The organism is Vibrio sp. ABG19 (assembly GCF_029962385.1).
Lineage (GTDB): Bacteria > Pseudomonadota > Gammaproteobacteria > Enterobacterales > Vibrionaceae > Vibrio > Vibrio ostreae.
This window is the reverse complement of the sequence record NZ_CP071707.1, coordinates 757899-770708: the sequence shown is the minus strand read 5'-3', so window position 1 is coordinate 770708 and position 12810 is coordinate 757899. Positions and strand designations below refer to the sequence as shown.

Below are 12810 nucleotides of genomic sequence, written 5' to 3'. Positions count from 1 at the left end.
GCCAAAATGACACACTGCCACTGTGACAACATGGAACAGTTATGCAAATTCAATCAGTTAATCAAGACTGGCTGACCACGTCCTGGCACAGAAGCCAGCAAGCAGGTCTGAACCAAAGAAGTCAGCCAGAGCACATTCGCCTGCCAAACTATCAGTTGAAGGAACGTCAGTGGCGCGCGACCTCTCTACTCGCTGCGGTAGAAAAATACGCGTTGCCCCTGTTTAACCAGATGTGCGCACACAGTGACAGTCGTCTGATTGTGACCGATCAGGAAGGCGTTATTCTTTCCAGCTGGGGACAATCCCGTTTCGAACAGCGTTTGACCGAGATAGCGCTTGAATCCGGTGCCTGCTGGCAGGAAAAAATCAAAGGCACCAACGCCATTGGCACCGCGATTTTTGAAGCCAGGCCAGTCACCATTATCGGTGACCAGCATTACATACGGCAGCATCACTTTATCAGTTGCTCCGCCTGTCCGGTGTTTAACCACCAAGGCGAGTTGATCGGTGTGCTGGACATTACCAGTGAGCAAAAACAGCACGATTTATCCACTCAGGTTCTGGTGCAAAACATGGTACAGCTGATCGAAAATCATCTGCTGTGCGATATTCCGCAAGGTACGATGCGAATTGATCTGGCCTGTGATCGCTCACTACTCAACAGTGGCTGGCAAGGCATTGTGATTGCGGATGAGAGCGGAAAAGTGCTGGCCCATAACCACATCGCCGCTCAGCTGCTGGCGCAAAACTCCGTGATTGGCCACTCGATTGAAGATTTGTTCGGCGCGCATTCTGCCGCTTTCGTGTATGAAAAGCATGAGCTAAAGTCACCACCGCACAAAGCGCGTCACTACTCTGCATCTTGCGACTTACATTTTGGCGATATGACGACCGAGCGAGCCTGGCAACAAGCCAACAAATTGATTGATAAAGACATTACGTTGTTGATTCTGGGCGAAACCGGCGTGGGTAAAGGTGAGTTCGTTAAGGCTCTGCATCAACGTAGCTCACGTAAAAACCAGACTCTGGTCAGTGTTAATTGCGGCGCGCTGCCTAAAGATTTGATTGAATCAGAGCTGTTCGGATATGTCGGGGGGGCGTTTACCGGAGCGAACAGTAAAGGCTATCAGGGCAAAATCAGACAAGCCGATCAAGGCATCTTGTTTTTAGATGAAATCGCCGATATGCCGCTTGAAGCGCAATCAAGGTTACTGCACGTACTGCAGGATAAACGGGTGGTGCCGGTGGGCTCCAATCAGAGTTATCAGGTTGATATTCAGATCATCGCCGCGACACACAAAGATCTGCAACAGGCCGTGGCTGAAGGTCGTTTTCGCCAGGATCTGTTCTATCGCCTTAATGGCTTGGTGTTGCCGCTACCTGCACTGCGCGAGCGCCAGGACAAAGCCGCATTAATTGAACATATTCATAACAAGTACCGGCTGGGTCAACAGACTTTGTGCCCTCATCTGATGAGCTTATTGTGCGGGTATGATTGGCCTGGCAATATTCGTGAACTCGATAACCTGATGAAGGTGGCTTGCCTGCTGGCGAGCGATGAGCCACAGCTCAGGCTTGAGCATGTACCAAGTCATATCAGTCAGTCTCTGACCGCCAAAAAACGGCGCGAGCTGGCGACAGAAAGTGTTGATCTCAAAACGACGGTAGATGATACCCTGCTGCAAGCCTATCAGGCCAACCAGGGTAATATCAGCCGCACATCGAGAATGTTAGGGATAAGCCGCAACACCTTGTACCGAAAACTAAAAGCACTCGGCATACTCCAATAAACCGATTGCTCTTACCACTGATGTTCCTGCCAACTTCGGCTACGCAGTTGGCACGTTTTTTAACAGCATGAACGGTCTGCACGCCCCGTTTTCGCTGAATAATTCCGCAAAAAAACGGCCAATCTAACAAATATCTATGACCTGAATTCACAAAATAAGCTAAAATAAATACTTTCCTATCAATAACATATGTAGCCAAACTTTCTTTTTACCCTTTCCTGTTAACATTTTTTTTGGCACAGCGCACAGATTGACAGATAAAAAGCAATCACTGGACACTCATTACACATAAATCTGCAAGAATGAGACACTTTATCATGCTGTCACATCGTACTTTAAATCGAGCGTGACGACAGATTGTCATCGAATTCAATTCGTTGCCGGCTTGACCGCACAGCCAAAGAGCGCCTGGCAAACCCACATTGAATTTTAATTTAGTAACTGAAGAAAAAATCGGACATGCTCAATACCAAACTGATAGGCCTGCTTCCTGACTTAGCGACTTTTATTTTAGTGGTCAACGAAGGCAGTTTTACTGCTGCAGCAAAAAAACTCGGAGTGACCCCCTCGGCGTTAAGTAAATTGATCACGCGTCTGGAGCAGGCGCTTTCAGTCAAACTGTTCGAACGTACTACTCGTAAGCTGGTGATCACCCAGGCGGGACAAAAGGTCTACGACCAATGCCTGGTGATGGTAAATGCGGCGCAACAGGCGGTGGAATTATCGGGATCAGACCATACGGAACCGTCAGGTTCATTGACCGTTGCCGCTCCTGAAGCGTTTTTAAACTCGGTGCTTCAGCCCTTTGTTATTCCATTTCTAAAGCAATATCCGCAGATCCAACTTAAGTTGCGCGCCGCCGATGGTGAGATAGATCTGTTTAAACATGACATTGATGTCGCATTTAAACTCACTGATAAACCGGATGAAAATCTGGTGTTGCGTGAGTTGTGTAAAACCAATCTGGTGCTGTGCGCCAGTCCGGAATATCTGGCTGAACGCGGTAATCCCGCCCATCCGACTGAACTTGCCCAGCATGACTGTTTGTATCTCGCCGAAACCAACAAAGACCACCTCTGGGATTTTCTCAAAGATGACGAGTTCCATACCGTTGCCGTGAGCGGGCGTTATGCCGTGAACCATTCGCAAATGCGCTTAAACGGGGTAAAAAACGGCCTGGGCATCGGTATTTTTCACGATTTTGTGGTGCAGGATGATTTGGCCAGCGGTAAAGTCGTGCAGTTACTCAAAGACTGGACGATCAAGAGTAACTACCATGGTGCAATTGCGATGCAATATGCGCAAACCAAATACATGCCGGCGCGGTTACGGGTGTTTATCGACTATGTGATGACACACCTGAGCGTGAAGTTAAATGACAAAGGCTGAATTAAGGACTGATTAACGGATGCTGAAGCGGTTACATCATGCAGCGATTATCTGCGCTGATTACCAGCGTTCTAAATACTTCTACAGTGAGATATTAGGGCTGGAGATAGTCGCAGAGAATTACCGTGCCGCGCGCGACTCATACAAACTTGATCTTGCTCTGCCGGATGGTGCACAAATTGAACTGTTTTCATTTCCGGATGCACCGCCACGCCCGAGTTATCCGGAAGCTCAGGGACTCCGCCATCTCGCTTTTGCCGTTGAGGATGTCAGGGAGGTAAAAACCATACTGGAATCACAGGGGATCGAGGTAGAGCCAATCCGAATTGACGAGTACACCGGGCGCATGTTCACCTTTTTCCAGGATCCCGATGGATTGCCACTGGAAGTTTATCAAGCCTGATGGATCTCCAATCATGTCATGACCTGCAGGTAAAAAAGCCAGAATTTTGTCATTCTGGCTTTTTTACATCCATTGTCTCGTCCTGAAATGTGTTTACACATTGAGGACGACACACATCAACTCAGCATATAACGCAGGCGTGCAACACGGCTGAACAGCAGCCAGTCGAGCAATAACACGCTGATAATACTCAGCCCGGCCAACGGAAAAGCGACGCCTATCAGAATGAGCGTCACCAGCCCTACTTTCCAGATCCCCGCTTGCTCAAAACGCGGCGGCACGCCCAATTTTCCTTTGCCTGCCGGACGACGAATCCACCACATAACGCCCCCCGTCACTGCAATCAGAATAAACGACAAACAAAACACCACATTTAGCCATTTGTTTAGCGGGCTCAGATCACCCTGGTGCAGCGATACGCCAGCTGCCATCGCCTTGGCAAACAGAGTGTAGTCCTGCCAGGTCACGCCCATCAACACCTCGCCACTGTACTGGTCGAAATGCACCGTTTGATCGTCACGCGGATCATGAATATCGCCGGCCATGGTATTGGCGGTGACAGTGTAAACGCCTGTCGCGCCGGTCGGGAAAAACACCCGATAATAACCAAATCCCATCTGCTTGGCCTTCGCCATGATGGTATCGATATTCAGCGCGCCATGCCCCATGGCATGCACTTCGCCCATGCCCATTTTGGAGTGATCATGCGCCTCTTCCGGTTGCCCGCCGGCCATAGAGGGCGCGCCGGCAGCCATCGGCTGCTCCTCCATTACCGGATGCGTCGACTCGGGCATCGGCGTCAGTTCCAGGTTCCACGGCAGTTCTTTTTCTGTACCGTGGTTAAGGCTGGCATGCGTCATCGGCTTGGATTGCGGTTTTTCACCGTAGGTGTAGTAAGTCGGAAATGAGTTCCAGGTCTGAACAAACGTCTTGCCCCAGAACCCGGTCCAGGACAGACCGGAAATCAGGAAAAACAACAGGACAATAGAAAGCACGCCACCCAGATTCGCGTGCATATCACGCATCACGATGCGTGAGCCGCTGCCGAAACGGATTTTGAGAAAGCCCGAACGACTGGCGTTATCACGTGGCCACCATAAATATAGCCCGGTAACGAGCAGCAAAATTCCCAGGCTGGCAGCAATTTCAAGCAGATAGTCTCCGGCATCACCGATCAGCAAAGTGGCATGAATACCATTCGCCAGCTGGTACCAGCTTTGAGTGCGGTCGATACTGCCCAGCACTTCCCCGCTGTATGGATTGACGGTAATAAACCGATCGCTGCCATCAGCCATCCGCACGGAAAATTTATTCGCAACATCAACGGCCTGCGCCGGGATAAACTCCGTCACAATGCCATGAGGATAAGCACTTTGCACCGCGGCCAGTTGCTGCGAAACCGCCACCTGATGGTGTTGGGGTGTTACCTGCAGGATATCGCTGTAGCGAGCCTGCTCAATTTCACCGTCAAACATCATCACGATGCCAGTAACCGCCAGGATTAAAATAAACGGCACGACAAATAGACCGGCGTAAAAATGCCAGCGCCAGGTTAAAAAGTAGAGAGATTTTCCGCGCTCGACAGATTCGTGAGACGCGGCAGACATTCTCGACATGGAGTTTTCCTTATACGATTCGGACGAACGGCTCCCTTCCGCTAAGACTGCGGGGAACCGCCTGAAATATGAATTATTTTGGGTTATTAAGATTTAACGTCGAGTCCTGGCAACGCCCGCCTGCCCACAATCATCGTTGATGCATCAAGAAGGCTCGGACAGCTTGCATCGGCAATATAACGCTCAGGACACGTGACCGAATGGCGGGGCGCGGGGAATCGATAAGCCAAAGCGCTGCTTGCGCACAGTGAATGCATAACGCTCTGCGGTGAATAGCGACCTGCTTGCAACAGACTGAATGGTGGTCAGCCCGGCATAGTGAAAATTAGAGAAGTGCGCGCACGGGCAAGGTTTGCCATGCTGCGAATGAACTTTGGTGTGTTTGGGGTGAGTATGACCTTCAGACGGATGCGCCATCTCAACATCACCGCCGGCCAATACGCAAAATGTTTGCCAGATATTCTGCTGGCCGCTGTGCGCATTGAGCACCGGCATCAACGTCACCAGCAGCCAACTTAGGGCACTGGTACAGATCATAATGCGGTGGAAACGGCAAAGGAGGTTCATAAAGGTTCTCAAACAAATTGCCGCTACTATACCGACTCAGCAAAGTACACCGACTCAGCAAAGTATACCGACTCAGCAGAGAATGTATATCTGATGGCAAAAATCAGCCCCGTAGTATCGGCGTAGTCTCGATCAACGTTCGTTTAACCGGCACTACGAAGCAGAATAAACCACAATAATGGGTAGTGATCAGCCGAACAGGCGTTTCCAGATACTTGGATTACGGCCTTCGTGATACTCTTTTTTCAGATTATCGACACTGCGCAGTGACGTTTGCGCCGCTTCGAATTCACCATTTGCTAGCTCGTTCTCGATTTTATCCAGCGCGACACTCAGCTTATTAAAACCTTCCAGGTAATAATCCTGTTTTTCCGGCGGATACTCACCCTGCTTGGCATGGGAGACCAGCTCGTTGAGTTGCGCGACCGGCGCTTTCATTTCCTCGATGCTCTGAGCCTCAGCGGCATGTTTAAATGCCACTTTCATCTGTTTCATCGTCTGCTTCAGATCGACCTCAGCAGCAAAAACCTGGCTGCTAAGTAACAATGTAGCACTCAGTATCATGCCTTTCTTCATTATATCTGCCACCCTTTGAGTTCAGTCGCCCTAGTGTACTTGAATCTGATCATCCAATTTAAGCTGAAATTGTTTCAAATACTTACATTCGCCGCCCGGCTGACCAAAACATTAAAGGCTCTGAAACGCTTCAACCGGATGACGTCCACGTAAAGCAAGAAATTGCACAAACTGCGCTGCGGTATGCGTGATGACTTTTTCCGACGCGATTCCTACCCGGTCCAAAAGCTCGCTGGCCAAGGCTAAGTTACCGACATCCTGGCAAAAATGCGCATCACTGCCCGTGGTAATCCAGGCTCCGCACGCTTTGGCAATTTGTGCAATTTCATAGCATCGGTCAACGCTACCTGCGCGGCTGTGCCCCTTCAGAGTACTGTTATTAATTTCAATCGCGACATTGTGCTGTGCGGCACAATCAATCACCGGCTGAAAATCAAAGTCAAAATGCGGATTACCAAGATGGCCCAGAGCATCAACACGGCCGCTGCGAATGACGTTCAGCAGCGCTTCAGTATGTTGTGCTTTCGTGCCTGGGCGAAATACCGGCTCGTGAAAACTGGCAATGACCCAATCTAGGTTCTGATCCACTGAAGGATGGATATCTATCTCTCCGGCGGTATTGAGTATATTGGATTCAACGCCACGAACCACCGCGACACCGTGCAGAAAACGAGGTAAAACGCGTTGATTGGAGAAGAACCAATAGTGCGGTGCTCCGGGCATCGACTCTGAATGGTCTGTGGTACAGAACATGGTCAGATCCTGCTTGGCCGCTGACTGGGCATTCTCAGTCAATGTGCTGTAAGCATGCCCGCTGGCATACGTGTGGGTGTGGGTATCAACCGCTAATTTCATCGCTACTTCCCTCCGTTATTCAATCAGTTTAACAATATCCCCTGGTGGATACCAATCTCTGGATAGTGCTGCTGATGACGACTGAGATGTGAACGGCCCTGCTTAACGACACGAAATTTGTGAGCCCTAAACAACTTTCAGCAAAATAGAAACTCGCTAATTGGTTGATTTTTGCAAGTTATGGAACTTGAACAATACTTATACCATCGTCGAACTAGAGATGGCTTTATGACCAAACGTTGCTACCCGCTGAGCATTCAAATCAGTACATTATTTGTCGTTTTAGTAACATTAGTTGGATCAGCATTAATTGCTGTCAGTTACTATCATTCACAGCAGTTACTGACCACCAGTGCCAAAGAGCTCAGCCATGAAAATAGCCGCAAACTTGAAGCAGCGTTTAGTCAGAACGCGTCACCGGTACTGACAACTCTCGATTTCATGGCTTTTAGTCACTTTGTCGATCAGGGTTTGCCGCCCCAAGAAGCGAAAAACTGGTTTGCGGCGCTAAGCCTGGTGTTTAAACGTAATCAGGATTTAATTGCACTGTATTACGGTAATAATCAGGGCGACTTCACGATGATAAGGCCGCTTAACAGTGCCGAAGCACGCAAACAGTTTGACGCACCTCCGGAAGCACAACTGTTTATTAACCGCACCCGGATGGATGGCAGCAGTATCGTATTATTTGTCGATAGCGAACTGAATACTATGATGACTCGCCAGAGCCACGACAATACATACGACCCACGAGAGCGCCCGTGGTACATCCAGGCTCAAGACGATGGCGTTACACGACTCACCGAGCCCTACTCTTTTCACTTTCTCCAAACCCACGGTGTCACACTTTCCAGACGCTCTTATGATGGTCAAACCGTGGTAGCGGCAGACTTCACGTTAAATTCACTCTCTAACCAGATGGCCCGTATCGGTTATTCGCCCGATGCCAAACTCGCGCTGTTCGATCATCAATTCCGCCTGCTGGCTGAACACAATACCGGGATGACGGTGAGCGACAGCGATCAGCAAACCAAACAAAAACTGGCCTCCGGTATTTTCGGTTCGATAGCCAACCGTATCAGCAGCCAAACCTTATACACCACCACCCATTTTGCCTCTGACGAATGGTCCGTCACCCTGACCCCGGTAACGCTCAACGAGCACGTCCATCTGCTCCTGGCGGAAGCAACGCCTCAAAAAGCGCTACTAGCTAACCTGCTGTCTATGCGCGATCAGCAAATCATGGTCGCCATTTTTCTACTGATGGGCTGTTTCCTGATTGTCTGGTTCACGGCGCGGCGTCTGGCCAGTCCGCTGGAAAACCTGGTGGTACAGACAGATAACATCGCGCGCTTTGATTTTCAGAAAACCCGCTATCCGAAAAGCGTGATCAAAGAGGTGGCCGATCTTACTCAGTCCATCGAATTGATGGAACACACTCTGCACGACCTGCTGAAATTATTGCGTGAAACCGCTTCGAATCAGGACTTTGATGTGCTGGCGAAAACCATTACTCATCAGAGTTACATCGTGACCAGAGCGGAAACCATTTTGCTCTATTTGTATTCGAATGAATGTCAAACGTTCACGATTGCCGCCAATCATGCAATTATTCCGTTCAAAATCGATATCAATCAGTTAGTTCAGGACACACCCTGGCTACTTTCTGAACTGAAGAAAGGGGAACTGGTTCACCTGACTCGTGATGACAATATCCTGCGCAAACACAAAGACTATTTGTTTAACAGCGATATCTATCTTTTCCCGTTACTTAACCGCCATCGTCAGCTCGTCGGCGTACTCAATCTCAGCTATGAACGCACCACCACCAAGGCACAACTCGATAAACACGCGTTTTTACGTGAGGTACTCAGTTTTGCTGAAATAGCCAAAGACAATATCGACAAAATGCAGCAGCAAAAAGATATGCTGAATGCCTTCATCGCCTTGATCGCCTCTGCCATCGATACCAAATCTCCATACACTGGTGGACATTGCCAGCGTGTCCCCGATCTCACCAAGATGCTGGCCAAAGCTGCGGTGGAGGATCATCATTACTTCCCACGCTTCACCATGAACAGTGAACAATGGGAAGAGCTTAATCTGGCCGCCTGGATGCATGACTGCGGTAAAGTCACCACGCCTGAGTTCGTTGTTGATAAAGCCACCAAGCTCGAGACCATTTATGATCGTATCCATGAGATACGCATGCGTTTCGAACTGCTCAAAATGCAAGCTGAAGCCGAGTATTGGCAAGCCGTTGCTCAGGGCGGCGACCCAACTGAACTTCAACAGCAACTGGACAGCACCCGACACACGTTAGACGAGGAGTTCAGTTTTGTCGCTCAATGCAACATCGGCTCTGAATTTATGCGCGATGAGGACATTGAACGCTTGCAACAAATTGCCAGGCGCCAATGGAAACGGACTCTGGACAACAGGCTGGGCGTTTCCCATCTGGAACAACAACGTTACCCTGACAATGAGAGCCTGCCCGTTATGGAAGGCTTGCTGGCCGATAAACCAGAGCACCTAATCGCCTGGGCCAAAGACACCCAACCAGCAGCAGCACAGCAGTCAGAGTTCACACTCAAACCGCTCGATGTCCAATACAATCGCGGCGAGCTACATAATTTGAGTATTCGCAGTGGTACGCTGACCGATGAAGAGCGCTTCGTCATTAATGACCATATTATTCAGACTATCGAAATGCTGCGTCGCCTGCCCTATCCGGAACATCTGCAGAATGTGCCGGACATTGCCGGCAACCACCATGAACGTATGGATGGGAAAGGTTATCCGCGCGGGCTGAACGAAGAGCAGTTATCAATCCCGGCCCGGATCATGGCCATTGCTGATGTGTTTGAAGCCCTGACATCCAGTGACCGGCCTTACAAAAAAGCCAAAACGCTGACTGAGTCGATAGCCATCATGACCCAGATGGCAACCTCGGGCCACATTGACCCTAAACTGTATGTGCTGTTTCTGGAGACCGGTGTTTATGCTGAATACGCCCAGCGCTTCTTAGATACGCAGCAATGTACCAAGGTCGATATTGACGAAGAGATTAAAACCGTTAAAGCCTTTATGAAGGCTCAGTTTTAAAAACAAGGCCGGTTCGGAGATAAATTCAAACTAAGTTTACCAGTCAGTACCTTTAAAAATTAGTAAGTTAGCTAAAAAGTAACTCAATTATTGGTCGATTGCGCTATCAATAGTTGATGTGTGTCAAATTGTCGTAGACAATACCCCTCCGGGCGAGATCTCATATTTGCTATTTATGTGATCTCCCTATCGGTTTTGCCTATCGACAATATAGGCATCACCTTCTTTCTATTTGTGTATTGCGCTGCTAGGGTTGGCGCATGCTAACTACCTCGTTTTTAAGGGAAAGATGATGGTAATACCTGAAAACAGCAGCATCGTGATTTTTGGTGCTTCGGGCGACTTAACTTACCGTAAGTTGGTTCCTGCTCTGTATCATCTGTATGCAAGCAAGCAATTGCCTGAGTCCTTTGCTATTTTGGGCGTGAGCCGTACTGAATACAGTGATGAATCATACCGCGAGAAGCTGAAACGCTCGCTTCAGGAACTGGAGAAAACAGAACCTGAAACCCTTGATGCCTTCTGTGAACACCTTCACTATCAAGCTATTAATACATCCGACCAGGATGATTACTCAAAACTGACCACCCGCCTTGACCAACTGGCTGATAAATACAACCAGACTGAACGCAATACACTCTTCTATCTCGCGACGCCGCCAAGTCTTTACGGTGTGATCCCTGCGTGTCTTGCCTCTCAGGGTCTGAACGATGAATCCAATGGCTGGAAACGCCTGATCATTGAGAAACCGTTCGGTTACGACCTTAAATCCGCTCAAGAGCTGGATATCGAAATCCATAACCACTTCAAAGAACATCAGATTTACCGCATTGACCACTATTTGGGCAAAGAAACCGTGCAAAACCTACTGGTTTTCCGTTTTGCTAACGGTATGTTTGAACCACTTTGGAACCGTAACTTCATCGATTACGTTGAAATTACCGGTGCGGAGTTCCTGGGCGTAGAAGGCCGCGGTGGTTATTACGATGGTTCAGGCGCAGTGCGCGACATGTTCCAGAACCACCTGCTGCAAGTTCTGGCCATGGTGGGTATGGAGCCGCCGGCGGCTATCAACGCCAATTCCATTCGTAACGAAGTGAATAAAGTCCTGCAGAGCCTGCAACCGCTCTCCGATGACGACTTGCGTAACAACCTGGTATTGGGTCAGTACACCGAATCTGAAGTTCGTGGCAAATTCCTTCCGGGTTACCGCGACGAACCGGGCGTGGCTGAAGATTCACGTACCGAAACCTATATGGCACTGAAGATGTTTATCAACAACTGGCGTTGGAATGGCGTACCATTCTACGTGCGCAGTGGTAAACGCCTGCCAACCCGCGTGACTGAAGTGGTTATCCACTTTAAGCGTACGCCGCACCCAGTGTTTGGTCAAAATGCGCCAGAGAACAAGCTCATCATCCGTATTCAGCCTGACGAAGGCATTCTGATGAGCTTCGGTCTGAAAGAGCCGGGCGCAGGCTTTAAGGCAAAAGAAGTGTCAATGAACTTCCACTATGCCTCTCTGGAAGAGACCAAAATGCTGACAGCATACGAGCGTCTGCTTCTGGATGCACTGAACGGTGATGCGACACTATTTGCGCGCACGGATGCCGTGGAAGCGTGCTGGCGATTTGTTCAGCCAATTCTGGACTTCAAACAAGATCCTCAATCTCTGTACGGCTACGCCTGCGGTACATGGGGACCTAAAGAATCCGATGACCTGCTGAGCAATGATGGCCGTGAATGGCGCTTCCCTTGTAAAAATCTGACCAATACGGACTATTGCGAACTATGATCAATCACAAAATTCTGCCAACCGCGGATGCCGTTGTGGAATCACTCGCGAATGATATGAAGTCATTCAGCGAGCTGGGCCGCCCGGTACACATTTCTCTGTCTGGCGGCAGCACACCAAAAATGCTGTTCAAACTGTTGGCCTCTGAGCCATATGTAAGCTCTATTCAGTGGCAAAACCTGCACTTCTGGTGGGGTGATGAGCGCTGCGTAGCGCCGGATGATGCAGAAAGCAACTACGGTGAAGCGAACACTCTGCTGTTCAGCCAAATCGACATCCCGGCTGGTAACATTCACCGTATTTTGGGTGAAAACGAGCCTCAGGCTGAAGCTGAACGCTTTGCTCAAGAAATGGCTGACGTGATTCCATCAGACAATGGGACGCCTGTCTTTGACTGGATCCTGCTGGGTGTCGGCGCTGACGGCCACACTGCTTCTCTGTTCCCGGGTAAAACCAACTACGATGATGAGAACTTGTCTGTCGTTGCCTCTCACCCTGAATCAGGCCAGCTTCGTGTGTCTAAAACCGCGAAGGTACTGGAAGCAGCAAAACGTATTAGTTACCTTGTTCTTGGCGCTGGTAAGGCCGAGATCGTTTATGAAATTCACACCACTCCTGCTGAAGATCTGCCGTATCCAGCAGCGAAAATCCAGTCTTCGGCTGGTGAAACAGAGTGGTTTTTAGATTTAGACGCAGCAGCGAAGATTGCGTGAA

10 protein-coding genes are annotated in these 12810 nt (G+C 49.4%); 6 read left to right on the top strand and 4 right to left on the bottom strand.

All coding sequences use genetic code 11. From position 1 onward, the window contains the following. Nucleotides 1-41 precede the first annotated feature (41 nt). The 3 genes from J0X00_RS03420 (at nucleotide 42) to J0X00_RS03410 (ending at nucleotide 3582) form a co-directional block, all read left to right on the top strand. A complete protein-coding gene (locus tag J0X00_RS03420; protein ID WP_282476314.1) occupies nucleotides 42-1790 on the top strand; it encodes a sigma-54-dependent Fis family transcriptional regulator in 1749 nt (582 codons plus the stop codon). A 459-nt stretch (nucleotides 1791-2249) separates the two neighbouring features. Next, nucleotides 2250-3179: a LysR family transcriptional regulator gene (locus tag J0X00_RS03415; protein ID WP_136486936.1), complete on the top strand. Its 930-nt coding sequence runs from the start codon at nucleotides 2250-2252 to the stop codon at nucleotides 3177-3179. A 19-nt stretch (nucleotides 3180-3198) separates the two neighbouring features. After that, nucleotides 3199-3582, top strand: coding sequence for a VOC family protein (locus J0X00_RS03410; RefSeq protein ID WP_136486938.1), 384 nt, complete (start codon nucleotides 3199-3201; stop codon nucleotides 3580-3582). 116 nt (nucleotides 3583-3698) lie between these two features. Here the strand turns inward: J0X00_RS03410 and J0X00_RS03405 are convergent, their stop codons facing one another. The 4 genes from J0X00_RS03405 to J0X00_RS03390 form a co-directional block, all read right to left on the bottom strand. Continuing rightward, entirely contained in the window at nucleotides 3699-5198 is a 1500-nt protein-coding gene (locus J0X00_RS03405; RefSeq protein WP_282476313.1) for a PepSY domain-containing protein, read from the bottom strand. Between the two features lie 183 nt (nucleotides 5199-5381). Further along, on the bottom strand, nucleotides 5382-5765 hold the full coding sequence (locus tag J0X00_RS03400) for a DUF2946 family protein (protein WP_282476312.1): 384 nt from the start codon (nucleotides 5763-5765) through the stop codon (nucleotides 5382-5384). Between the two features lie 189 nt (nucleotides 5766-5954). Then, nucleotides 5955-6341 carry a cytochrome b562 gene (locus J0X00_RS03395; RefSeq protein ID WP_282476311.1) on the bottom strand — a complete coding sequence of 129 codons (387 nt, stop codon included), beginning with the start codon at nucleotides 6339-6341 and terminating at the stop codon, nucleotides 5955-5957. 111 nt (nucleotides 6342-6452) lie between these two features. Continuing rightward, a complete protein-coding gene (locus J0X00_RS03390) occupies nucleotides 6453-7196 on the bottom strand; it encodes a phosphatase (RefSeq protein ID WP_282476310.1) in 744 nt (247 codons plus the stop codon). A 228-nt stretch (nucleotides 7197-7424) separates the two neighbouring features. On the opposite strand from J0X00_RS03390, the gene J0X00_RS03385 reads away from it, so the two are divergent. From J0X00_RS03385 to pgl, 3 genes are all read left to right on the top strand, one after another. Next, complete coding sequence (locus tag J0X00_RS03385) at nucleotides 7425-10301, top strand: HD domain-containing phosphohydrolase (protein WP_282476309.1); 2877 nt, start codon at nucleotides 7425-7427, stop codon at nucleotides 10299-10301. A 292-nt stretch (nucleotides 10302-10593) separates the two neighbouring features. After that, a complete protein-coding gene (gene zwf, locus J0X00_RS03380) occupies nucleotides 10594-12096 on the top strand; it encodes a glucose-6-phosphate dehydrogenase (RefSeq protein WP_282476999.1) in 1503 nt (500 codons plus the stop codon). After that, nucleotides 12093-12809, top strand: coding sequence for a 6-phosphogluconolactonase (gene pgl, locus J0X00_RS03375; protein ID WP_136486952.1), 717 nt, complete (start codon nucleotides 12093-12095; stop codon nucleotides 12807-12809). The genes zwf and pgl overlap by 4 nt, the downstream gene beginning before the upstream one ends. The last annotated feature ends 1 nt before the right edge of the window (nucleotide 12810 follow it).

Excerpts from the sequence above, each read along its gene's own strand:
- zwf (WP_282476999.1), top strand. The coding sequence starts at position 10,594 with ATGGTAATACCTGAAAACAGCAGCATCGTGATTTTTGGTGCTTCGGGC.
- J0X00_RS03400 (WP_282476312.1), bottom strand. The coding sequence starts at position 5,765 with ATGAACCTCCTTTGCCGTTTCCACCGCATTATGATCTGTACCAGTGCC.
- J0X00_RS03390 (WP_282476310.1), bottom strand. The coding sequence starts at position 7,196 with ATGAAATTAGCGGTTGATACCCACACCCACACGTATGCCAGCGGGCAT.
- J0X00_RS03415 (WP_136486936.1), top strand. The coding sequence starts at position 2,250 with ATGCTCAATACCAAACTGATAGGCCTGCTTCCTGACTTAGCGACTTTT.
- J0X00_RS03395 (WP_282476311.1), bottom strand. The coding sequence starts at position 6,341 with ATGAAGAAAGGCATGATACTGAGTGCTACATTGTTACTTAGCAGCCAG.
- pgl (WP_136486952.1), top strand. The coding sequence starts at position 12,093 with ATGATCAATCACAAAATTCTGCCAACCGCGGATGCCGTTGTGGAATCA.
- J0X00_RS03410 (WP_136486938.1), top strand. The coding sequence starts at position 3,199 with ATGCTGAAGCGGTTACATCATGCAGCGATTATCTGCGCTGATTACCAG.
- J0X00_RS03420 (WP_282476314.1), top strand. The coding sequence starts at position 42 with ATGCAAATTCAATCAGTTAATCAAGACTGGCTGACCACGTCCTGGCAC.
- J0X00_RS03405 (WP_282476313.1), bottom strand. The coding sequence starts at position 5,198 with ATGTCGAGAATGTCTGCCGCGTCTCACGAATCTGTCGAGCGCGGAAAA.
- J0X00_RS03385 (WP_282476309.1), top strand. The coding sequence starts at position 7,425 with ATGACCAAACGTTGCTACCCGCTGAGCATTCAAATCAGTACATTATTT.